Raw genomic sequence first — 22,381 nt, forward strand, 5'->3', positions numbered from 1 at the left:
ATAAGGATATAAGATGCGGCTTAAATCAACGTTATTGGTCTTGTTTGCAGTATCATCGTCGCCAAACGCTTTGACTTTAGAAGAGTCAGTTACGTTATCTCTCGATAGCTCCCCCAGTTTGCTTGCTCGCTATTCTCGCTATGAGTCGATGGTACGAGACCGAAATGCCATAAATGGTTCATTTCTTCCTCAGGTTAATTTGTATGCAGCAGCAGGGTACGAAGGTACTCGATATAACAACGGAAACTACATCGACAGTGAAGATAGAACATTAGAAAGAACGGAGATGGGCGTAAGAATCTCCCAACTGTTATTTGATGGATTTAAAACAAGTGCTGATGTTGATCGCCTATCTTACGAGGCTGAAGCTGAACGCTTGGACTTATTGGCATCTGCGGAAAATGTTGCATTAGATACTGTCAGAGCGTATGTGGATGTTTTACATGCCCGAGAGTTGATGAAACTGACAGAAAGAAACCTAAATGAACACCAAGAGATCTACCGTTTCATTCTAGATAAAAAAGAAAAAGGTTTAACCAGCAACTCCGACTTAGCGCAGGTTTCTTCGCGTGTCGCGACAACACAGTCCTCATTGATTGCCGCCCAAAACAATCTTTCCGATGCTAGAACAAGATTTGTACGTTTGGTTGGTCGAGCGCCGCAAAACTTAGTTGAGCCTGTTTACCCGCAGGAATTGCTTCCGAATAAGCTTGACGAAGCACTCAAACAAGCGGTTAGGTTGCACCCATCCATACAGTCGGCGATGAAAGATTTAGAGGCGGCTCGACATGAAGTAAAAAGAGAAAAGGGGGATTACTACCCAGAGCTCAAGCTTGAGCTGTCAGCCAACAAAACAGACAACGTGGATAATATTGAAGGCATTAACGAAGATGCAAAGGTTATGCTGACGGTCAACTACGATCTTTTTAAAGGCTTTTCTACAGACTCCCGAGTGGAGTCATCTGCCTGGCGAGTAGAGGAGGCGAGGGCTATTCGAGCAAATGCAGAACTAGATGCGAATGAAGGTGTAAGGCTGGCATGGGACGCACATACATTGCTTCAACAGCAAATGGAGTTTTTAAAAGTCAACGTTGATGCGGCGAAAGTAACTGAATTAGGGTACATCCAGCAGTTCAATGTAGGGCGACGCAGTTTGTTAGATGTATTAGATGCCAAAGTTGAAACGTTTGTTGCGAGACGGAACTACACCCGAACAAAGTACGATTATTTGGTTGCCACTTACCGTTTATTCAACTCGATGGGGATTCTGACTTATGCGTTGCGAGTTGAGTATCCAGAGAACTGGAAGGAGAACAATAATGGATAAATTCGCAGTGACGAGTCTTCTAGTTTTCATGTTAGCAGGCTGTGCTGAATCACCGAATACGACGTTGACCACTTACCAGTACAACGACCTTAAAGACAATGATAGTGATGGCGTGATAAACCAACGAGATAACTGCGCAGATACGCCAAAAGGTGTGGTTGTTGACAGTGAAGGCTGTGCGAATTGGGTCAACGACTCGCAGACACACCTGATCAGCTTTTTCTTTGCGATGGATGAGCATCAGGTAACGCCATCTCATGATATGCCGCTAAGCGAGTTGAAAGCACTGCTTCAGAGTAACCCAAATGCGCAAGTCATACTGATAGGAGACACAAGCCCTGAAGCGTCACTCGAATACAACAAAGCGTTGGCAAAGAAAAGGACGGCAGCTATACGAGAATTGCTAGTGAGAAACGGCATTCAAGACAATCGAATTGAAGAGCAAGAGTTTTATCAGAATACGGCATTGACGGTACAACTAAAAAAACGGGAAAGGCGCACAATTGCTGTTGTAAACACGAAAGCTGAAAGTACTGAACAAGCGTGGACTATATTTAGTTCGGACAGCGAGTTGACACCTAATTCGAAGTTGGAGTTGAATTATGAAAATTAAAGTATTGCCTTTCTTTGCTCTAGCGTCATGTTTGATTTCACCGCTGGCATTTGCTGACTCTGAGGCTCGAACATCGATTTTTGTCGAACCAGAAATATTAGAAACGATAGAAACATTGATAGATGAGCCAAGTGTAAATGTAGCGCTTGCATCTCAGTCTGGTGGTTTTAACGACATGCTAAATGACGGAGCCTCTATTGCAATCACATCTAAGAAATGGTCAGATGAAAACATCTCCCGATTTCAACGAGAAAGAGGCCACAGGCCTACACGTTTGTTTTTAATGGCAAACGCTATTGTCGTAATCAATAGTCAAAAGAGTACGGTAGATAGTGTTTCCGTTAGTGAATTGAAACGCTGTGATGCAAATACGTATGCTTTCGGGGAGATGCGTTTAAGTAACCCAGATGTGAGCTCTAATGGTTGTCAATCATCGATTCAAATGCTTGATGAAGACCGATTGAAACGGGCTTTAAGCGACGACTTTTCAGCCAAAGCTTATATGCGATACTCCGATTTTAAATACTCAGAACAGTGGTCGAGCTACAAGGCTCTCTCTGTTCATCATAACGATGACTCATGCTCTTTGAGCACAGATTGCATCTATTCTCTTCGCTATCCATTTTCCGTGGTCTATTACGTTTATATAAATAAACAATTCGACACCAATCAGAAAATCACAAAATCAAAACTATTTGAACTCCTTACAACCGACAACAATACACAACAGGTACGAAATGCTGGGTTTATTCCACTACCAAAAGCGCTTATTAAAATAAATAGAGTGAAGTTAGGCCTAGATGAGCCAGTTGTTTTAAACGGGTATAAATAAACTTCATACGCCTAACTATGTGGGCTTGAGTGAACGTACCGTCCTAGGAAGTTTTGCCTTGCTGCTCATTTATCTTTGGTTAACTTTTGGTCAATTGAGTTGGTTGTAAGTGGTTTTGTTGGTAATTTTTCTATCATTGTGGCAAGTTTACTTAAAATCACTTAAGTGAATTTAAGTTATGACACAAGAAGAAAGACTCGTAGCGCTCAGAGCGAAGCTGGATCAGCAAAATAAAGTAACGTTGTCTGAAGTTTGTGAGTACTTTGCTATCTCGCGAGATTCAGCTCGTCGAGACTTAGTTAAGTTGAGTCAGCAACCTGGGTTACAAAGAATACGAGGTGGTGTCATGCTTGCGCCGATCTCTTCCCATACCGAGGCATACGCGAGTCGACCCGTGAGTGACGTTAAACATCGACTAGCTCAAGCTGCCGCAGCGTTGTTGGATGAGCGCGACCATCTTGTTATTGATACCAGCACCATTTTGTCTCTGCTCCCACTCTATGCAGGAAAAGCGCGTTATGGAGAAAACAAGCTCAACGTCGTTACTAACAGCATTGATGTGCTGACTGCTGCTGAGACAAACGACACAATGGACGTTCATTTCTTAGGCGGACACTTTGACCCTTATGCCAGAGCAGTTTTAGGGGCGCAAGCAGAGCAGCAAATGCAGCATTATCACGTGAACAAAGCGTTCATTGGCGTGTGTGCATTGTCATCCCGAGGGCTGACAACAAATAGTTTGTTAGAAGCAACAATGAAACAAGCGATGATTGCTCAAGCTCAGCAGGTCATCGTCGTTTGTGAATCCCGAAAAATTGGTAGCGACAATTTCCACCACGTATGTGATTTGTCAAAGATCGACATCATTATTACAGACCATCCCCCTCAATCAGATTTTCAACAACTCCTCGATCACAATGATATTGAATGTATTGTTGTATCACCGAAATAAGGAATCTTACAATGGCTTACGATCCCGTAAAAACCGCTGTGATTGGTTACGGATATTCAGCAAAAACGTTTCATTTACCCTTCATTAAATCGCTACCAAATTTAACGCTGAGCGCGATAAGCTCTCGTCAACAGGAGGCGGTTCAAAATGATTGGCCAGATGCTAAGTGGTTTTCTGATGCGAATACTTTACTCGATGATAGTGATGCAGAGCTCGTAATCATTACTGCGCCAAATGACGTACATTACGAACTTGCAAAGCGTGCGTTGAACAATGGGAAACACGTCATCGTCGAGAAACCGTTTGTTACTCGGATAGAAGACGGTAATGAACTTATCGCATTAGCCGAAGAGAAAGGTCTGGTGCTGAGCGTTTTTCACAATAGACGTTGGGATGGAGACTTTCTCACGGTTAAATCTCTTATCGAACAAGGTAAGTTAGGTGATATAAAGCTGTTTGAGTCGCACTTTGATCGCTACCGCCCTGAAGTTCGTCAACGCTGGCGAGAGCAGGCTCAAGATGGCGGTGGTATTTTATTCGACCTTGCTCCTCATCTTCTCGATCAAGCATTGGTGTTGTTTGGCTTGCCAGATGCGATAGACGCACAATGTCGAATGATGCGCCCGGGTGCGACAACGATTGATTATTATAACTTGATACTTCATTACCCTGAGCATATTGTGCACTTGCATTCAAACTTGTATAGCCCAGAGCCGAATCTCCGCTACAAAGTATTGGGTACGGAAGCTAAATATGAAAAGTTCGGATTAGATCCTCAAGAGGGCTACTTAAAAGAAGGCCGTTTGCCGGAAAACGATGCTTGGTCGGAAGAAGATGAGGCGTTATACGGCGTCCGTTACGACGAAGACGGTGCGCAAACTATCAAAACGGAGAGAGGCGCGTACCAAGCTTACTTTGTTGGTGTGGCAGATGCCATTCGTTTGGGCACTGATAACCCAGTTCCTGCCGCTCAGGCAGTACAGAATATCGCTCTGATTGAGATGGCATTGGAAAGCAGTAAAACGGGTAAAACGATTCAGGTGAAACCATGAGTTTGACGCTTGAACTCGTGGCCCTGCAAGAGCATGAACTTCAGTTGGCGGAATTTAATCACCATATTGCGTGGTCTATCGGCCTCGCTCTAAAAGAAGAGGCTGAAGCTCGCGGCGCGGCTGTTGCTATTGAGGTTTACGGCTTTGGACAAACGCTATTTCAATACGCGATGGCAGGAACCTGCGCTGATCATGTAGATTGGGTCCGTAGGAAGCGAAACTCAGTATTAAGGTATGGCCACAGCTCTTACTATCTTTCTCTGTACAACAAGCAAAAGCAACGTGATTTCGAAAATCAGCCTCATCTCGATGCTCGTGAGTACTGTGCTCATGGTGGCGCGTTCCCAATTCGGCTTTCTGGGTCTGGTTTGGTTGGGGTTGTGACGGTATCGGGTTTACCGCAGTTAGATGATCATCAGCTAGTTGTGGATATATTAAAAACGATGACAGAGACAAAACCCTCTTAAACGCCAAATATGAAAGTAGCACGGTTCTTTATCGTGCTACTGAATTCTCTTTTTAGCTCATAAAGTGTTCTTTAATGTGAGCAAATATTAACATTGATCCCAACTTACTACCTGAAAATCAAATCAATTTCATATAACCTATACGCTCATTTATACAGAAAGCCTTCAAAGTTGGCCATTGGCAATGTCTTTTAGAAGAAAAGAAAAACTCAATCTTAGAAATCTTATTGTCACCCTATGTGTGTTCAGTGTGCTTGTCACTTTGATCAACGCATTCTACTCGATTTATCGTGTTCAAAGGGATCTCATCATCAATAACACGTTAGAATCAAACCGTGTTTACGCCCAAAAAATGTCTGAAATGACAGACTCTTTCATAGAAAGCTCAATGTCGCAGCTAAAATACAGTGCGAACGTGCTAAAAGACAAGATGCATGACGCTCAGCTTCTTGATAAAGAGGCTGAGAGATTAAGAACGCAAACCAAATCATTTAACTCTGTGGTTGTCGTTAATGCAAAAGGGGTTATTATTTCTGTATCCCCTGAAACACTTCAGGTGAAAGGTGTAAGGTTAGTGGGTGAAAGAAAACGCCAGTCTTTAAACGCTCAAGCACCGGTTGTTACTGAACCATTTATATCGCCAGCTGGAAATTACTTGTTAACCATCTCATACCCTATATTTTCTCAATCTAATGAATATTTAGGTTATATCGGCGGCACTATTTATCTAGAAAAAGAAAATATTCTCGCAGAGTTACTCAGCCAGCACGCATACAAAGATGGTTCTTTCCTTTACGTTGTCGATGAGAGTAACACTCTGATTTATCACCCAGATCAATCGAGGGTTGGTGAAGTAATCGACGATAATGAAGCAATCAAAGCGGTGACGATGGGGCAGAGCGGCAACAAAGAAATTGTTAACTCTCGCGGCGTCGAAATGCTTGCTGGTTATGCGCCAGTAAAGTCATCAGGATGGGGAATTGTTGCTCAGCGCCCGAAATCGATGACGTTATCTGTGCTAGATGAACAGATGTGGAATGTTTTCCTTAAGTCGATTCCAATTGGTTTATTAACTTTGTTGCTAATTTGGTTCTTGTCCCTTCTTATTTCTAGACCACTTTGGCAGTTAGCGGGTGCTGTGCGAGGTGTCGAAGAACATTCATCATCTATCGATGATCTCAAACTGGTTAAGTCTTGGTATTTTGAGGTCTCACATTTGAAGCTTAGCTTTCTTAAAGCATTTGGTATCGTGTCAAAAACCATTGATAAGCTGCAACTGGATACATTAACAGATTCGATGACTGGATTATTGAATCGACGTGGATTAGATAAAGTGCTTGGTTTGTTTAAGCAGGAAAATACCGCGTTCTCTGTTTTGGCGCTAGATATTGACCACTTTAAGAGCGTAAACGATAACTATGGCCATGACGTGGGTGACAACTTACTTAGAGAGTTTGCGCAGTTAATGAAAGACCAAGCTCGCTCTAATGATCACCTGTGTCGTTCTGGCGGTGAAGAGTTTATGATGTTTTTGGAAAAAACAGACGTAAACCACGCTATGGATGTTGCAGAGCGTATTAGACACAACGTGGAACAACATGACTTTCAGGTGGTTGGTAAGGTCACGGTTTCGTTGGGCGTTTCTCACTGGAAAGGCAATGACACACCAATTGAAGCGGTAATGAAAGACGCCGATAATGCACTGTATAAAGCGAAACATAATGGAAGAAATAGAACGGAGTTGGGTGACGACGCACAATAGATATTGCGCTTTATGCTGAACATAAAACGAGCCAGTGACTAATTTTTGCTGTTAATCGCTGGCGTAACCGCTACCAATTGCGCGAAACGGCAAGTTCAGCTCTAATTCTGGAATTTGTTTACCCACCCAAGCCGGGAATGTATTGCTATTTGGCCCTGGAAACAGCGTATATTCTTCAGCCCAAGGGTATTGGCTAATAACACTTTGTATTTTAGGGATAAGCTGGCGGGCCTTTTCACCTTGTATGGAGAGGATCTTTTCTGGTTTTGCACCATACCAATATCGATCTGGTGTCCCAGTTTGGTACTGATATAGAGCGGGTTGTCCGCGATTCACTCTCCAGCCGACTACTTCATACACTGTATATTCGTTCGCATTTTCAGGCTTTATTGCAAACCATGTATGAACGGCAAACCAGCCTCGCCAACCAAACGCGTCTGCGGCGTAAAACTCAATCACAGCATGCTTAACATTGGAAGGATCGGGTGCGATACCCGCAGGTTCTCTGCTAGCGGTACGCCAATCTCCTTGAGTGCATCCACCCAGCATAACCGCGATTGACATGAGCCAAATTTTTACATGGTGAGTAAAGTTGAGAGGGTCTTTCATTTATTGCTCCTAGACCAACCGATGCTGGTAACGCTCTATTGATTTTAGCTATAAAAACGTGGCAAGTCTGATTGTTGAAATCCTCTCCTTATTAAAAGAGAGAGGGAAGTTAGTGCCATAATTCAAGTTCATACGTAATAATAAGGTAAGCCGATTTGTAACATGTGGCATAGACGATGCCGTATTTCTCTAACTATTCGTCTAGTTGCGTATGAAAAAGTAAGAGGTTGTATGTATTCCTTACACGGCTAAATAAATTTAAAGCATTAAAAAACAGAGGTTTACAGTGGATTTTGACTGGTTGAGTGAGTTTGGGGCCCTCACATTGTCTCACATTTGCTTGTTTTGGGCGGAATTTTCATCGCTCATCTTTTTGCGCGTTTAGAGTCAGCGTTCAGCTATGGCACAATAGGCGCTCACAGAACAAGTGCTGTTTGGTCATGCAAATAGCAGAAAAATAACTAGAAATAGAATAATTAATGTTTAAATCAAAAAGTATACTCGCATTAAGCATGTTCGCATTTGGCTGTTTTGCCAATCAAGATAGCGAACCAACGTCCGTTGTGCTGAGCTATGGCGACTCCTCCATCAGTACTGATATTCAAGCCAATCGAAAATTTCATGTTGTCCGAGACAATGAAAGTGAGCACGTAGAATTTTCCGGCGGAATCACAAAGGAGTATTCCGATTATATTGTGAATATTCATATCATAAGAAAAAGCAATATACGCAGATCAAGCCGTGAGCTGAATACTACCGTATTGATGAACAGTGATCAGATTGGGAAGCCTTTAGTGATTGGCATTGAAAATGATGAGTTCACTAGTATCACTTTGCGTTAATGCTTAGTATTTATTGAATAGGAATGAGGAAATTGATGCTCTCAATACGCTGCTATCGCACCGAGGATGCCCCAACACTGTGGGCACTCTTTTACCATACTGTGCGAATCATTAATCGTCGTGATTATACGGAATCACAAGTTTCCGCTTGGGCACCATCAGATTTTGACCTCGATGTGTGGCAACGCAAAATGGACGATATTCAACCCTACGTCGCGGAGATAGAAGGGCAGGTCGTTGGCTATTGTGATTTGCAAGGTGACGGCTTGATTGATCATTTCTTTTGCCATCATGAATACCAAGGACAAGGTGTTGGTCGTGATTTGATGTCTTTTCTTTGTTCACAGGCGAAAGTACAGGGGATAAAACGACTGTATTCTGAAGTGAGTATTACCGCCCGACCTTTTTACGAGAAAATGGGTTTCACAGTTAAGTCTCGACAACATGTTGAGGTTAGGGGAGAAACCTTAACTAACTTTATGATGGAAAAGTATATTTAACTTAAATAGTGAGCATTTAGTGAGCTTGAACACAGATATAAAATGTTTTCCAATGTGAAAACGAGTTCATTGATCTCGCACCAACGTTTTGTTTGAAAACAGTGTACATAATCTTCTCTGGAACGCCATTACCGCATTTCGTCTCTGAAGGCTTAAAAACAGTCTGAAAGTTTTGGTTTTGCGGCGGGTAATAGCGTTCCAAACGCCAAATGTGTCTGGCTAACCATCTCAGGAAGAGAAGTAGTACTATGCGCCCTTATCTCAAATACGTTGTTCCAACATTGATACCATTGCTTGTTTGGTTGATGCCTCTCTCTGCGTTCCCATTTGATAGCATTACTATCGTCCAGCAAAGAGTGATTGCAATCTTCTTGCTTGCCGCACTTTGCTGGGTATTCGAGCCAATTCCAATCTACGCCACTTCGGTTGTGATCATTGTCCTAGAGCTATTGCTTGTATCAAATAAAGGTATTGTGCTCTTTCGTTTGCAAGAAGGGCAGCCACATTTTGGTGAGCCATTACAATACAACGAGATAATGGCGACCTTCGCTAGTCCGATTATCATGCTCTTCCTCGGCGGTTTCTTTTTGGCTATGGCGGCGACAAAGTACAGGTTAGATGTCAACTTAGCCCGAGTGTTACTCAAACCATTTGGACAAAAACCAAAGTTCGTTATGCTGGGGTTGATGCTGATCACCGCTGTTTTTTCCATGTTTATGTCAAACACCGCAACAACAGCGATGATGTTGTCCATTTTAACCCCTGTGATAGCGGTTTTCGGGCCTAAAGACCCAGGTCGAATTGCATTCGCCTTGTGTATTCCTGTTGCAGCCAACATTGGTGGCATTGGTACTCCAATCGGCACGCCACCGAATGCCATCGCCCTAAAATATTTGGTTGGTGACAACTTAATTACGTTTGGTGAATGGATGGTATTTGGTGTGCCATTCGTTATTGTGATGATGGCGTTAGCCTGGTTTCTGATTGGCTTTTTGTATAAGGCCGAACAAACCACCATCGATCTGAACATTAAAAGCAAGTTTTTGAAAACACCCAAAGCAATAATGGTTTACGTCACCTTTGCCGGCACGATTATTCTTTGGTTGATGGGTTCTGCACATGGAATGAATTCTTACACAGTAGCATTAATTCCGGTGGCAGTGTTCTCATTGACGGGCATCATCAACAAAGAAGACTTGAAGAAAATCTCTTGGGATGTGCTTTGGTTGGTGTCAGGCGGTATTGCTCTGGGCCTTGCTCTAGATAAAACCGGGCTTGCGAAGCTGGTGGTACACAGCATTCCGTTTGATCAGTTCTCGCCATATGTTGTCTTGTTTGGTGCGGCTTTCTTGTGCTTGTTAATGGCAAACTTTATGTCGCATACAGCCACCGCAAACTTGCTGATGCCGATTATGGCTGCGTTAGGTACCTCTATGGCTTCGTTAACGCCTCTCGGCGGTGAAGTTACTCTGATCTTGGTCGTGACATTTGCTGCTTCACTCGGTATGTCGTTACCAATCAGTACGCCACCAAACGCGTTAGCTCATGCAACAGGGTATGTCGAGAGCGGCCAAATGGCTCGTATCGGTGCCGTGCTAGGCGTGATTGGCGTATTACTCAGCTTTGTGATGGTGTGGATTTTACATACTGTTGGGCATATTGGATAACCCATGTACGAAACGAAGTTAGACGCGTTAGTACAACGCTACTTTAATCACCTTGAACGCCGATTAACGGTTTTATCCGGGTCGGTGCTTATTGAGCAAGCTGGCTACAACGATCGCTTGTACTATGTGCTGTCGGGAGAACTGGCGGGCTATTACGCGGAAGATGACAAGAAACCGATTCAGGTATTTTCTGCGTCTCAAGGTGCGTTTATTGGCGTACATAGTTTCTTTTCTGGTACGTGGACTGCCTCTTCGACAGTGATTGCTCAAACCGATGTTGAATTGGCTTGGATACAGCGCGATACGCCCGCCGTGGAAGAGGCGATATACGGACCATTGACGACACAATTTATGCCTGTGATGGTTAACGAATTATCTCGTCGTCAACGGCGCGCAATGCAAGAGGCATTAGCTAAAGAAAAAGCGCTACAAAAGCTTCATACCGCAGAGCAAATGACAACGTTGGGGCAGCTTGCAGCGGGTATTGCTCATGAGTTGAACAATGCGATAGGCGTTGTAAGCAGTAAATCAGAACGGCTAGAGACAGTTATCATGGAACTGCTTGAAGAAGTTCATCCGGAAGCGAGTCAATTTTTTGATTTTGGTTTAATGCAAGGGCAGAAAGTCTCTTCTAGCGAAGCGAGAAAGCGGGGGCGCCACTTCGAAAAATACTACGGTTTAACCAAGGAGGTTGCTCGTGATCTTGCACGTGCCGTTCCAAACAACTTCCTTTCAGAACATTGGCTAAAAAGACCAGAAGAAGCGATACGTTTCTGGCAAATGGGACGAGATCTCCATGACTTACGCATCGCCTCTAAACATACCGTTGGCATTGTGCGATCCGTAAAACAATTGGGGCGCACGGATATCGACTTGGATGAAGCGATTAACATCAATGATTCAATCAATCGCGCCTTGGCTCTATTGCAAAGTGACTTAAGACGAGTGAGTGTTCGTTTTAGCCCTGCGGATTTACCTGCTTTTATTGGTTCTCAAACCGAACTCGTCCAAGTTTGGGTAAATATATTAAAGAATGCGTGCGATGCACTTGGTGAAACGGAGAAACCCGGTATCGAAATACATACTCGGGAGAGTAAGGGTAAAATTTTGGTCACGATTGCTAACAACGGACCAGAAATTGATGAAGCGACACGTAGAAAAATTTTCCGGCCAAACTTCACCACTAAAAAGGGGGGATTGTCGTTTGGTTTAGGGTTAGGTCTGTCGATTGTGAAGCGCATTATCGCCGGATATAACGGCTCTATTGTGGTAAAGAGCGACAGTGAAAAAACGATTTTTAGAATCAAGTTACCAGTAGAGGGTGAACATGGAGAAGCTTAATGTAATTTGCGTTGATGACCAACGAGAGGTACTAAGCGCGGTTCTACAAGATTTAGAGCCGTTAAATCAATGGTTGAATATCGAAGACTGCGAATCAGCAGGTGAGGCTCTAGAACTGATGGATGAATTTGATGCAGAAGGCGAGATGATCGCATTGATTATTTCCGATCATGTGATGCCAGGTAAAACGGGAGTAGAGCTGCTGACCGATGTATCAAAAGACGGTCGTTTTGGCTTTACGAGAAAAGTGCTTCTTACCGGGCAAGCGACGCACACCGATATGATTAATGCGATCAACTCCGCAGGCATTGACCGCTACTTTGAAAAACCATGGCAAGCAAGCCAATTAATAGAGTGCGTTAGAAACCTGGTGACCCAATATATCTTTGATGTGGGCTTAGATTACACTCAGTATCACGAACATTTAGATCAGAGTGTGGTGTTTGAACGCCTACGTTAATAGGGGGCATTAAGCTTTGTTTTCGTCACGGCCAGTTAGTGTCTGAAATCTATAGTGAATAGTTCAGCATGTTTAACGTGGCCGTGCGGAATATTGCTCTAGTATGCTTAACTCAACGAATAGCGGCTTGCACTGGCAACAGAAAGTGGCTTAGAGAACCAATAACCTTGCAGATAATCGACGCCCATTTCGGTAAAAAATTCACACATTTTGGCGTCTTCAATTCCCTCAATCACTACTTCAATATTATTTTCCTGGCACATAGTGATAAGAAACTTCAGATATTCTTGTGAAGAGCGGTTGGTTAGTGTTTTCCACGCCATCGACCTATCAATTTTGATTTGTGTCATCGGGAGGTCGAAGAAGCTATTTAATGAACTGTAACCCGATCCAAAGTCATCCAGAGAGAGTGCAAATCCTAGTTCCCTGAGGGTATTCAGAGGGGCAATGGCTGTCTGATTATTATCCAAAATAAACGTTTCTGTTAGTTCCAAAACAATAGACTCAGGATCGACACCAACCTCATCCGCCATGGCTTTAATTCGCGCAGGGAATTCACTGTTCATTAACTGAAGTACAGAAACATTCACGTTGACGCGAACTTGGTTTTGGTAACGCTCACGGTAGTTTTTGATAAATTCACACGCTTTGGCAAAGACTTGATATCCGAGCTCGACAATCAAACCTTTGTTCTCTGCGACGGGGATGAATTCGTCTGGGTAAATTTCGCCAAACTCTTTGCTACGCCAGCGAACCAGAGATTCGAAGCTCACCACTTTTGAGCTTTTGGCGTCAATAATTGGCTGAAACTTAACGCTTAATGTCTGTTTTTCTAGTGCACTTTTTAGACCTTGTTCAATAAAGAAATAACGGTCTACGGCATGCTGAGTTTTCTCACTGTAAACCGCAACACGGTCTTTATTCTGCTCGCTTGCGTACTGACAAGTTCGTGCTGCTTTACGTAATATTTCCTCTGCTGAGTGACTTGGATCTATGCAAGGATACAAACCAATACTAATGTTACTTCCTAAGTATTGGCCCTCTTCAATCACTGCCTCGTGGTAGGTTTCCTTTAAACTTTCGGCGTAACTTTGCAGCGTTTCTACCGAGCATTCATCGTGAATCAAAATCGCAAAGTCATCATCATGTACGCGATATACAGAACTATTTGGAGAAGGTAGGTGACTGAGAGTTTGTAGCAATTTTTCCACTAACCCATCGACCAACTCGCTGCCATATTGATTTAAGTAAGATTTAATCTCTTCTATCTGAATGTAACAGATAGATGCACAAGAATCAGTGGCTCGCACACTATCTTCAATATCCAGCAAGAGATGGGCGCGATTAGCCATACCTGACGCATTGTCATGAAATGCGACTTGATGAATGTAGCTTTCCATCAGCTTGCGTTCAGAAATATCACGGTGGCTACCAACCATATAATGACCATGTTCTGTTTCTTTGGTCATGGCTACGCCTTCAATCCAGACGTACTGTCCATTGGGTTTACGCACGCGGTAGGTCGTTGTGACCCTCGTGTTGTTGGTAATGATGTGAGCATCGACCCGAGTGGAGAGTCTTTCTCGATCGAGAGGGTGAACAAGGTCTAACCATTGCTCTAAGCTGATTCGACCAGCGTTGATACCAAGCTGCTCATAAAAGCCCTTGTTATAAAATACCATGGTGCCAAACTCATCCATGTAAAAGAGGCCTTCGTTAAATACATCGAAGATATGAATGAATCGTTCTTCGACGATTTTTAGGAACTCTCGGTCACTATCTGAGACTTGTTGGTCAAATATGGTGGTCAAGATATTTCCTCCTCGAGCCTTTTAGCATCAGAGATGAGTGTTGGGGTTGATAACATAGAGTTGATCTGCTGGCGTACATTACAATCACAAAAGTGTCAGTTCAAATTGTTTGGCTATCATTTTATGCGCTACTAGGTTAATAACATACTAAGATTAGGCGGCTAATCATCGACATTTATAAAAAATAGTCAACAGTAAAAATCATTTATAAAATACAGTTATTGATGCCGTCCGCAATCTATAAATATTTATGAATAATTATCCTAAAGTTATTTTCAGTTGTGTCGGTATCAATGTGTTGTTTTCTAACGTCATTTGTATATATGTTATCTTGGATAAAACCATAATAACAAAAAGGACTTAATGAGCGCGACCGATTATTAATTGACAGGATGCTCATTAATTGTAATCAATTCAAATTTATTATCACGCCAAGTAATCAAATCTCTTATAATGCGGACGTTAATATCGAGTAAGCCTTCTTTATATGCAGTACGATCCGAAAAACTCAATCAAAATTGCGCTCGCTGATATCGGCGTTGGTATGTTTGTTACCGCGATAGAGCACAACAAGCGCGTCAATTTAGCCAATGCAGGGCGGATATCTAGCCCTGAAGGCATTAAGAAGCTTGCTACAAGTGGCGTAAAGTATGTTTGGGTAGATCAAACATTATCTTCGTAGCAGTGTGTCTTCAAGCCTGTAGATGAATCAACTGATGCCACTAAAGAGACGCGAGAGCAGAAACACTCAGATTTTAAGAGGGGTCAACGAGCTTATCGTTCGAGAGACATCCAACACAAGCGAGCCAAAAAGTTGATCGCCGAAGCAAAAGATTTGGCGCAAAAACTATTGAATCAAACTTTTGAAGGAAAAATCATTGAAGTTGATGAAGTAGAAGCTTGGGCTGACGATGTCATTGAAAGTGTTTTGATTGACTCAGATGCGTTGCAGTGTGTCTCTGCACTCCGAAAAAAAGACTCTTACTTATTGGAACACTCCGTCAATGTCGCTTGTCTTTTAGTGTCATTCGGTAAGTACTTGGGCTTGGATAAGCCAACGCTAAAACAGCTTGCTGTAGGTGGCATTATTCATGATGTAGGTAAAATTAAAGTCGATGATAAGATCTTGCACAAGCCAGCGAAGCTAACGCCTGAAGAATTTGAACATATGAAGCTACATCAAGTGTTCGCAGGTGAGATAATCCTTCACGTAAAAGGACTTAGTGACGTAAGCCGTGATGTTTGTTTGATGCACCACGAGAAGTTAGATGGCAATGGTTATCCTAGAGGCTTGAAGGGGGAGGAGATTCCAATTCACGGCCGTATGAGCTGTATTGTAGATATCTACGATGCGCTAACGGCTGATCGCTGTTACAAAAAAGGCATGAGTTCTGCGGAAGCGTTTAAAATCTTGTTGAGTCTAACGCCATTTCATTTAGACGCCGACTTAGTTTACAAATTCATTAATTGCATTGGGATGTATCCCGTAGGCTCCATTGTCGAGTTGAACGATGGGCGTGTTGGTATTGTTTGGTCTTCAAATGAATCTCAAGCATTAAAGCCAGAAGTGAAATGTTTCTACTCCCGCAAGTATAAACGATACATTGATGTCACGATGGTGGATTTAAAAACGAGTGCGTACAAAATTGAAAGAGCGATCGCGCCTTCATCGTTAGAGATCGATCCTAAGCCTTTTTATGATTAAGAGAAATAGATAAGCTTATACAACAGGCTTTACATCCTTGCATGTAGATCGTATTTTATTTGCATAACTATCTATTAATTTTTTCTAAGTTATTTAGATGCAAGATGGTTATTAAGACCTCGGCTTCATGGATAGAAACCGGGCGATAAAATAGTTCTATACACAATGGGCTATAAACCTCATTTTTCTGGAAGGGATGCCAATGCAAATAGATACATGGATTTTTTACACTCTTGCCATTCTCGTGCTCACTGCTTCACCAGGACCAAGCTCACTGTTGTGTTTGAGTAAAGGAGTGAGTAGTGGGTTTCGTATTGCTTTCATGACTGCACTTGGCAGTTTGTCTGCGATTACGATCATCCTTACGCTCTCATTTACCGGGCTGGGAGTTGTCATTGCTTCATCTGAGTTAGTTTTTAATATTATCAAATGGTGTGGTGCCGCTTATTTAATCTGGTTAGGTATTCAAGCGTTGCGCTCATCTCAGACAGATTTTAATAAAACGGCAACGACTCAAAGTTCCGCGACAGCGTTCAGCGCGTTCACTAGTGGTTTCATTGTTGGCGCTAGTAACCCCAAAGCGATAGTCTTTTTCACCGCTTTGTTTCCTCAATTCATTGAACCTTCCGCACCGCTACTGGCTCAATACGCGATTTTCGCGTCTACATTTGTGGTTTTTGAGCTTAGCTGGCTAACATTTTATGCATTGTTAGGGGTAAAAGCCTCTGATTGGTTGTTTGTCGCTGGAAGAGCGAAGTTGTTCAATCGTTTGACTGGTGGAGTATTTATTGGTGCTGGCGTGATGTTGTCGACGGCAAACCGATAAATAAGACAGACTTCGGTACGCAGTTAGGTTTTCCCATATAGTAAGTTGGAATGCGCTAATTTAGCTTTGTCTTATTTCCAGAATGGAAATAGACGTTTTGTTTATTTTCATTAGTGGCAACAGCCAAGCAGGAGTAAAATCACGTTACTCTTTAGGGGTAGAGCTCGTATTTTGTCTTGTGGGCTTGTGGTTACTTTGTAGGAATATCTTAGATGACAAGCCTTTCTAAACTACAACAACGTTTTCTAGAGATCGCGACCGACGTCCGTCTTTCTCCAAAACAGAAGTCGAGTTTTTTAGCTTTAGAGGCGGAAGCGTGCATTCCTTACATGACCGTATCTCCATCACTGAGACAAGCAATGGATGAAGGCATCATCTGCGATATGTTTGAAGGTCATGCACCGTTTAAACCTCGCTATGTGTTGCCTGATTACGCTAAATTTCTATCGCAAGGCTCAGACTATTTAGAGTTGTCTCCGGCTGATGATTTCGATGATGCGTTGAACATGCTGACCATCATTTACCATCATGTTCCTTCGGTAACGAACATTCCGGTTTACTTAGGCCAGTTAGATGATGTCTTGTTGCCTTACATAGGCGACCTAACAGAGAGCCAGATTTACAAAAAGTTAAAACATTTTTGGATCATGCTGGATCGCACATTGCCAGATGCGTTTATGCATGTGAATGTCGGACCGACAGACAACATTATTTGTCGCACTGTTTTAAAAGTAGATGCGGAGCTCAAGCAGATCGCACCGAATCTCACCTTTATGTACGACGAGACAGTTACACCTGATGATTTACTTCGTCAAGCGACACAGAACATTTGTGAATGCAGTAAACCGCATATCGCCAATTACCCAATGCACGCGAAAGCCTACAACGGCTCACGCTTTGGTATTGTAAGTTGCTACAACTCGCTTCCATTAGCAGGTGGCTCGAACACATTGGTGCGAATGAATTTAAAAGAAGTTGCAAAACGAGCATCAGACTGTAACGACTTCTTAAATGCGTTGCCTTCTTACCATCGATTAATGGTCGAGCTCATAAACGCAAGAAGCACGCACTTGCATGAAAAATCGAACTTCTTTCAAGGCTTTTTGACGCAAGAAGGGTTGATAAAAGAGTCCTATTTCGCGCCAATGTATGGCGTTTACGGCATGGCCGAAGCGGTAAACCTTCTATTTGAAAAAGAAGGGCAAATAGGGCGATACGGAAAAAATGATCGAGCAAATACTTTTGCTCATGATGTTTCAGCAACACTGGCTAAACTGGTGGACTCAACCCCGGTGAAATATGGTTTAGATGGCAAAGCGCTCTTACATGCACAAGGCGGCATTAGCTTAGATCATGATGTTACGCCAGGTGTACGTCTGCCTTATGGTGCAGAGCTAGACCCTGTCACTTATGTACAAGCAACGGCGAAGCATCATCAGCATTATCGTGCGGGTATCAGCGATATTTTGACGATTGATGAAACGGTGAAATCTAACCCAGAAGCGATGTTCAATTTATGTAAAGGGGCACTAAATGCTGGTTATCGTGAGTTTACCGCGAATGTCACTTCAAATGACTTAATTCGCGTGACAGGCTACATGATCAAACTTTCAGACGTCGCGAAATATGATGAAGAAGGTTCGAGAACCAACACGACGTTTCTAGGTGCAGAAGCAGCAAAAAATACCAAAATTTTAGAACGCTCACCACGTGTGGTGAGTCATGAAGTAACACCGACTTACACGCAGGCATAAGTTCGGTTTAGGAAAGAACAAGATGTCTAGACGAAGTGGAAGCCTTTTGGCAAAAGTCACTCGTATCCTTCCTTTTTCTTGTGTTGATGGGCCAGGAAATCGTCTAGTCATCTTTCTACAGGGTTGTAACTATCAGTGTTTGAACTGCCACAATCCTCACACGATAAACCATTGTAATCATTGTGGTGAGTGTGTGAGTGAATGTTCAGCAGGCGCATTGAAGTTCGACGAAAACAACAACGTTGTTTGGCTTAAAGAGGAGTGCACCCACTGCGATCATTGTATAGAGATATGTCAGAACCAATCTAATCCAAAAATTACTGACTACTCTGTAGTAACAATGCTCGATTTGATACGCAAGCATCGCTTTTTCATCAGTGGTGTTACAGTATCCGGTGGGGAATCTACCTTACAACTTCCTTTCATTATTGAGCTGTTTAAAGGGATAAAACAAGATCCTGAATTACGGCACCTCTCTTGTTTCATCGACAGTAACGGTTCTTTAGCGGTTGCTGGTTGGCAGCGTATTCTACCTTTTCTGGATGGCGCAATGATCGATTTGAAAGCGTGGCAGACGGAGACGCATCAGTGGCTAACTGGGCGTGATAATCATCGTGTATTTAAAACCCTTCAATACCTAGTTGAACACGAAAAATTGTACGAGGTCCGCTTACTGCATATCCCCCAAAAAAGTGATTTAGATATAGAAATCGTAGCAATTGGGCGTTACTTGAGTACTCTTCCTGAATCGGTGCTTATCCGTTTAAATGCCTTTCAACATCACGGAGTTGTGGGGGAGGCGTTAACTTGGGATATGTGCTCTCATCATGATATCAAACGCTTAAAATCAGAGCTCCGACGCTACGTGAGTAACCCTATCACCGTGCCGACAGTACTCACGTAGTACCGTTGTTTATCTATGCTTAAGCATCACAGGCATCTAACATGGCGCAGGCGTCGAGTAATTGTTGCTGTAACCATTTTAAAGCGGGATCGTTTAAGCTCGCTTTGTTCCAAACGAGGCTGTAGGCTACCTGTCCGTAATCGAATGGAAGAGCTTGCTCAACCAAACCTTTTGCTTGCATTGCCGCTCTTGCCCAAAGCTTGGAGCATGTGAACAAGTAATCCGAGTGCTGACACATCACCGCAGCTGAACCAAAGTCGGCTACACGCATGGCCAAGTTTCGCTTTGAATGCCTTTGGGTGAGATTTTGCTCAAAATAAGGTTGTGACAGATCTTTATCATGAATACCGATGTGTCTTGCACAAAGGTAACTTTCAACAGATAAGGGTTGCTCAGCGAGTGGGTTCGATGCTCTCATTAAGCAAACCATTTCGTCTTTCAAAATGGTTTTCCATACCAAGTCTTTATTTTGTGTGGGTGGTTGGCTGAGATCGTGAGGAAGCAACAAAAAATCCACTTGACCTCTTGCTAATGCATCGAAGCTCATTTCCTCTTTCGCATGGACATTCAAGTGCGCGTGGTTACTCAGTTGTTGGGACAGATGCTGTAGAACTGGCGCAAAGAGCTCAAACGAACTTTCACGCATTGCTAATGAAAAACTACCTTGATAGTAAGCCGGATTAAAAGAGCCTTGATGTAATAACCCATTCATACTGGAGAGTATGCCATGGATTGACGGGCCTATATGCAGCGCAAATGCTGTCGGCACTAAGCTAGTGCCATCACGGTAAAAAAGGTCATCCTTTAGCGTTTCGCGCAACTGTCCGAGCGTTTTACTGACGCTCGATGGTGTTACACACAAGCGTTCTGCCGCAAGTGTGACGCTGTGAGTGGTTAACAACATATGTAAAACAGTTAGATGTTTAAGGCTTATACGCGAAAGAGCAATGTAGTCCATAAATAGCATGGTTTCTTATGATTTTTAGCAGTATATCAGCATGAAACAAATTTTTACTATTGTTTATCTCGGAAATACGCCTGTTTCTCTTTGAGCTCAATGCGTTTAATGGGTTGCATAAGGATTGATGGTGCTTATAAGTCTAGAAATTTATCTTAGTTTTGTTGGACTTTAATGCTTTCATTTATTCAATTCTAAAGCTTCTATGTAATTTTAATCAATTTGGAGGAGTTGATTGATTTGTACACGAATTAAACTTGTTCCTTGTTAATTAAAATAGATATTGTTTTGTTGATTGTTTGGTGATTTACTCATGATCCCTCAGTAACAAAGGTATAAATAATTAATGGACGACCCCTTTAGTCGACAAAACCCTTCACCATATGTCTTCTTATTATTGGAGACATGCTCATGCTAGAACTTTTTATGCAACCAGAAGCTTGGGCTATTTTCGCCACTTTGTTTGCGCTTGAAGTTGTCTTAGGCGTTGATAACGTCGTTTTTATCTCTGTCTTATGTGAAAGACTGCCGCTGCACCAACGTAAGCTGGCAAGAAACCTTGGTATTGGTCTTGCTGTTATTGCTCGTATTGGTTTAGTGTTTTCAATCTCTTGGATCATGCAACTGACTCAACCACTATTTTCTTTGGCGAAACAATCGTTTACCGGAAGAGACATCATCATGATTGCGGGTGGTGCATTCCTCTTGGCTAAAAGCCTGAAAGAGTTGTGGAGTTGGTTAAATCACAACGAGTCTGCTCACTCAACTCACGCCCGTACTGGTTTAGCGGTAGTTCTGTTGCAGATTGTTGCCGTGGATGCTGTATTCTCGATGGACTCGGTGATAACCGCCGTTGGTTTGACAAGTGATGTCCCACTTATGGTCGCAGCGATTGTTTCGTCAGCTATCGTGATGGTCATGACAGCCGAAAAAATAAATAACCTGGTGTCGTGTTACCCTGGTTTTAAGACACTTGCTTTGTTATTCCTCGTTTTGTTAGGTGGTTTATTGATGGCAGAAGGCTTCGAAATTCATATCAACAAAGGTTATGTGTACTTTGCGATGGCATTCGGCTTAATTCTGGAACTTTGTCATATCCAGTTAAAAAACAAACAACGCCCGACTATTAAACGTCTTAGTCCGTTGCGAGTTCATCCAACGAGATTAGAAGCTCGTCAATAATAAAAGATATTGCCGCTCATATGAGCGGCATTTTTATATTCGTCATCACCTATTTTTGCTCCCTTTTTATTTTGTTGTCGTTTCGACAAAAAATCGCATTTGTTGTGAGGTTGAAGATTTTTTATATAGACCGCCCAACTAATATGAGTGAACGACAATAATGGATAAAATGATCGATGCGTTAGCAACCCATGGCTACTACATCTGGGATGATTTTCTTTCTGAACAAGAAGTGGCTCAATTACGAGACTGCATTCCAAGTAACTGGAAAAAAGCGCGTATTGGTCGTAATGACGATGTGACTCGTATTGAGTCAATTCGAAGTGACAAAATTCAATGGTTATCGCCCAATATGGGGCACGCGGTTACTTCTTACTTAGATAAGATGGAAGAAATACGCCAAGAAGTGAACCGTCACTTGTTTCTGGGGCTTTTTGAGTATGAAGCTCACTTTGCCAAGTACGAGGAAGGGGATTTCTACCAAAAGCATCTAGATTGTTTTAAGGGCAATGAAAACCGTCGATTGACAACCGTTTTTTACATGAACGAATCTTGGACGGAAAAGGATGCAGGTGAATTGGTGGTTTACGATCTAAATGATAATAAGATAGCAACCATCCCTCCTCAATCGGGACGCTTACTTTTATTCTTATCTGAGCAATTCCCGCATGAGGTTTTACCGACCAATGCTGAGCGTTTCAGCATTGCAGGTTGGTTCAGAATCAATGGTGTGCGAGACAATGTACTTGATATTGCAAAATGATTGGTTTGCAACCAGCATAAAATCAGCAAAGGGCGTAGATACGCCCTTTATCGA

20 protein-coding genes and 1 pseudogene are annotated in these 22,381 nt (G+C 42.7%); 18 read left to right on the top strand and 3 right to left on the bottom strand.

The features are described 5' to 3' along the window. Positions 1–13 precede the first annotated feature (13 nt). The 7 genes from R7H07_RS05220 (at position 14) to R7H07_RS05250 (ending at position 7,005) form a co-directional block, all read left to right on the top strand. Positions 14–1,327 (top strand): TolC family outer membrane protein, encoded by a 1,314-nt coding sequence (locus R7H07_RS05220; RefSeq protein ID WP_065274491.1) that lies wholly within the window; start codon positions 14–16, stop codon positions 1,325–1,327. Next, complete coding sequence (locus R7H07_RS05225; protein WP_053303115.1) at positions 1,320–1,940, top strand: OmpA family protein; 621 nt, start codon at positions 1,320–1,322, stop codon at positions 1,938–1,940. Before R7H07_RS05220 ends, R7H07_RS05225 begins: the two co-directional genes overlap by 8 nt. Next, entirely contained in the window at positions 1,930–2,772 is an 843-nt protein-coding gene (locus R7H07_RS05230; protein WP_065274492.1) for a phosphate ABC transporter substrate-binding protein, read from the top strand. Before R7H07_RS05225 ends, R7H07_RS05230 begins: the two co-directional genes overlap by 11 nt. Before the next feature lie 178 nt (positions 2,773–2,950). Further along, entirely contained in the window at positions 2,951–3,724 is a 774-nt protein-coding gene (locus R7H07_RS05235) for a DeoR/GlpR family DNA-binding transcription regulator (protein ID WP_065274493.1), read from the top strand. Positions 3,725–3,735: 11 nt separating this feature from the next. Beyond that, positions 3,736–4,776, top strand: a complete 1,041-nt coding sequence (locus R7H07_RS05240) for an oxidoreductase (RefSeq protein ID WP_054579456.1) — start codon at positions 3,736–3,738, stop codon at positions 4,774–4,776. Then, a complete protein-coding gene (locus R7H07_RS05245) occupies positions 4,773–5,243 on the top strand; it encodes a heme-degrading domain-containing protein (protein ID WP_053306491.1) in 471 nt (156 codons plus the stop codon). The genes R7H07_RS05240 and R7H07_RS05245 overlap by 4 nt, the downstream gene beginning before the upstream one ends. Positions 5,244–5,427: 184 nt before the next feature. Then, on the top strand, positions 5,428–7,005 hold the full coding sequence (locus R7H07_RS05250; protein WP_005389121.1) for a sensor domain-containing diguanylate cyclase: 1,578 nt from the start codon (positions 5,428–5,430) through the stop codon (positions 7,003–7,005). A 51-nt stretch (positions 7,006–7,056) separates the two neighbouring features. Here the strand turns inward: R7H07_RS05250 and R7H07_RS05255 are convergent, their stop codons facing one another. Further along, entirely contained in the window at positions 7,057–7,614 is a 558-nt protein-coding gene (locus R7H07_RS05255) for a DUF3750 domain-containing protein (RefSeq protein WP_054579458.1), read from the bottom strand. Between the two features lie 479 nt (positions 7,615–8,093). Between R7H07_RS05255 and R7H07_RS05260 the strand changes: the two genes are divergently transcribed. The 5 genes from R7H07_RS05260 (at position 8,094) to R7H07_RS05280 (ending at position 12,424) form a co-directional block, all read left to right on the top strand. Beyond that, positions 8,094–8,456, top strand: coding sequence for a hypothetical protein (locus R7H07_RS05260; protein ID WP_005377748.1), 363 nt, complete (start codon positions 8,094–8,096; stop codon positions 8,454–8,456). A 35-nt stretch (positions 8,457–8,491) separates the two neighbouring features. Further along, positions 8,492–8,956, top strand: coding sequence for a GNAT family N-acetyltransferase (locus R7H07_RS05265; protein ID WP_005377747.1), 465 nt, complete (start codon positions 8,492–8,494; stop codon positions 8,954–8,956). A gap of 248 nt (positions 8,957–9,204) precedes the next feature. Next, on the top strand, positions 9,205–10,623 hold the full coding sequence (locus tag R7H07_RS05270) for an SLC13 family permease (RefSeq protein WP_065274494.1): 1,419 nt from the start codon (positions 9,205–9,207) through the stop codon (positions 10,621–10,623). Between the two features lie 3 nt (positions 10,624–10,626). Next, entirely contained in the window at positions 10,627–11,964 is a 1,338-nt protein-coding gene (locus tag R7H07_RS05275; RefSeq protein ID WP_017820621.1) for a sensor histidine kinase, read from the top strand. Further along, positions 11,951–12,424, top strand: coding sequence for a response regulator (locus R7H07_RS05280; RefSeq protein ID WP_206959196.1), 474 nt, complete (start codon positions 11,951–11,953; stop codon positions 12,422–12,424). The genes R7H07_RS05275 and R7H07_RS05280 overlap by 14 nt, the downstream gene beginning before the upstream one ends. A 107-nt stretch (positions 12,425–12,531) precedes the next feature. Here R7H07_RS05280 and R7H07_RS05285 read toward each other — a convergent pair whose 3' ends face one another. Then, positions 12,532–14,235 carry a putative bifunctional diguanylate cyclase/phosphodiesterase gene (locus tag R7H07_RS05285; protein WP_005377743.1) on the bottom strand — a complete coding sequence of 568 codons (1,704 nt, stop codon included), beginning with the start codon at positions 14,233–14,235 and terminating at the stop codon, positions 12,532–12,534. A 487-nt stretch (positions 14,236–14,722) separates the two neighbouring features. On the opposite strand from R7H07_RS05285, the pseudogene R7H07_RS05290 reads away from it, so the two are divergent. The 4 genes and pseudogenes from R7H07_RS05290 to R7H07_RS05305 all read left to right on the top strand — a co-directional run bounded on the left by R7H07_RS05290 (position 14,723) and on the right by R7H07_RS05305 (position 19,424). Beyond that, positions 14,723–15,940, top strand: a pseudogene (locus tag R7H07_RS05290) (HD-GYP domain-containing protein). Positions 15,941–16,142: 202 nt separating this feature from the next. After that, complete coding sequence (locus R7H07_RS05295; protein WP_005377741.1) at positions 16,143–16,766, top strand: LysE family translocator; 624 nt, start codon at positions 16,143–16,145, stop codon at positions 16,764–16,766. A gap of 212 nt (positions 16,767–16,978) precedes the next feature. Then, entirely contained in the window at positions 16,979–18,520 is a 1,542-nt protein-coding gene (locus R7H07_RS05300) for a YjjI family glycine radical enzyme (RefSeq protein WP_206959197.1), read from the top strand. 22 nt (positions 18,521–18,542) lie between these two features. Next, positions 18,543–19,424, top strand: coding sequence for a YjjW family glycine radical enzyme activase (locus tag R7H07_RS05305; protein WP_025998565.1), 882 nt, complete (start codon positions 18,543–18,545; stop codon positions 19,422–19,424). 19 nt (positions 19,425–19,443) lie between these two features. On the opposite strand, the gene R7H07_RS05310 is transcribed toward R7H07_RS05305, so the two are convergent. Next, positions 19,444–20,382: a LysR family transcriptional regulator gene (locus R7H07_RS05310; protein WP_206959199.1), complete on the bottom strand. Its 939-nt coding sequence runs from the start codon at positions 20,380–20,382 to the stop codon at positions 19,444–19,446. 411 nt (positions 20,383–20,793) lie between these two features. Here R7H07_RS05310 and R7H07_RS05315 point away from each other — a divergent pair, with 411 nt between their 5' ends. Continuing rightward, entirely contained in the window at positions 20,794–21,564 is a 771-nt protein-coding gene (locus R7H07_RS05315; RefSeq protein WP_042522881.1) for a TerC family protein, read from the top strand. A 160-nt stretch (positions 21,565–21,724) separates the two neighbouring features. Continuing rightward, positions 21,725–22,327, top strand: coding sequence for a 2OG-Fe(II) oxygenase (locus R7H07_RS05320; RefSeq protein ID WP_005377733.1), 603 nt, complete (start codon positions 21,725–21,727; stop codon positions 22,325–22,327). Positions 22,328–22,381 lie beyond the last annotated feature (54 nt).

The sequence above is a fragment of the Vibrio sp. Vb1127 genome, assembly GCF_033338735.1.
Taxonomy (GTDB): Bacteria; Pseudomonadota; Gammaproteobacteria; order Enterobacterales; family Vibrionaceae; genus Vibrio; species Vibrio alginolyticus.

Bases quoted from the DNA above. Each gene is read 5' to 3' on its own strand.
- R7H07_RS05305 (WP_025998565.1), top strand. From the start codon at position 18,543: ATGTCTAGACGAAGTGGAAGCCTTTTGGCAAAAGTCACTCGTATCCTT.
- R7H07_RS05220 (WP_065274491.1), top strand. From the start codon at position 14: ATGCGGCTTAAATCAACGTTATTGGTCTTGTTTGCAGTATCATCGTCG.
- R7H07_RS05225 (WP_053303115.1), top strand. From the start codon at position 1,320: ATGGATAAATTCGCAGTGACGAGTCTTCTAGTTTTCATGTTAGCAGGC.
- R7H07_RS05265 (WP_005377747.1), top strand. From the start codon at position 8,492: ATGCTCTCAATACGCTGCTATCGCACCGAGGATGCCCCAACACTGTGG.
- R7H07_RS05250 (WP_005389121.1), top strand. From the start codon at position 5,428: ATGTCTTTTAGAAGAAAAGAAAAACTCAATCTTAGAAATCTTATTGTC.
- R7H07_RS05230 (WP_065274492.1), top strand. From the start codon at position 1,930: ATGAAAATTAAAGTATTGCCTTTCTTTGCTCTAGCGTCATGTTTGATT.
- R7H07_RS05280 (WP_206959196.1), top strand. From the start codon at position 11,951: ATGGAGAAGCTTAATGTAATTTGCGTTGATGACCAACGAGAGGTACTA.
- R7H07_RS05255 (WP_054579458.1), bottom strand. From the start codon at position 7,614: ATGAAAGACCCTCTCAACTTTACTCACCATGTAAAAATTTGGCTCATG.
- R7H07_RS05245 (WP_053306491.1), top strand. From the start codon at position 4,773: ATGAGTTTGACGCTTGAACTCGTGGCCCTGCAAGAGCATGAACTTCAG.
- R7H07_RS05310 (WP_206959199.1), bottom strand. From the start codon at position 20,382: ATGGACTACATTGCTCTTTCGCGTATAAGCCTTAAACATCTAACTGTT.
- R7H07_RS05275 (WP_017820621.1), top strand. From the start codon at position 10,627: ATGTACGAAACGAAGTTAGACGCGTTAGTACAACGCTACTTTAATCAC.
- R7H07_RS05300 (WP_206959197.1), top strand. From the start codon at position 16,979: ATGACAAGCCTTTCTAAACTACAACAACGTTTTCTAGAGATCGCGACC.
- R7H07_RS05295 (WP_005377741.1), top strand. From the start codon at position 16,143: ATGCAAATAGATACATGGATTTTTTACACTCTTGCCATTCTCGTGCTC.
- R7H07_RS05235 (WP_065274493.1), top strand. From the start codon at position 2,951: ATGACACAAGAAGAAAGACTCGTAGCGCTCAGAGCGAAGCTGGATCAG.
- R7H07_RS05260 (WP_005377748.1), top strand. From the start codon at position 8,094: ATGTTTAAATCAAAAAGTATACTCGCATTAAGCATGTTCGCATTTGGC.
- R7H07_RS05270 (WP_065274494.1), top strand. From the start codon at position 9,205: ATGCGCCCTTATCTCAAATACGTTGTTCCAACATTGATACCATTGCTT.
- R7H07_RS05320 (WP_005377733.1), top strand. From the start codon at position 21,725: ATGGATAAAATGATCGATGCGTTAGCAACCCATGGCTACTACATCTGG.
- R7H07_RS05315 (WP_042522881.1), top strand. From the start codon at position 20,794: ATGCTAGAACTTTTTATGCAACCAGAAGCTTGGGCTATTTTCGCCACT.
- R7H07_RS05240 (WP_054579456.1), top strand. From the start codon at position 3,736: ATGGCTTACGATCCCGTAAAAACCGCTGTGATTGGTTACGGATATTCA.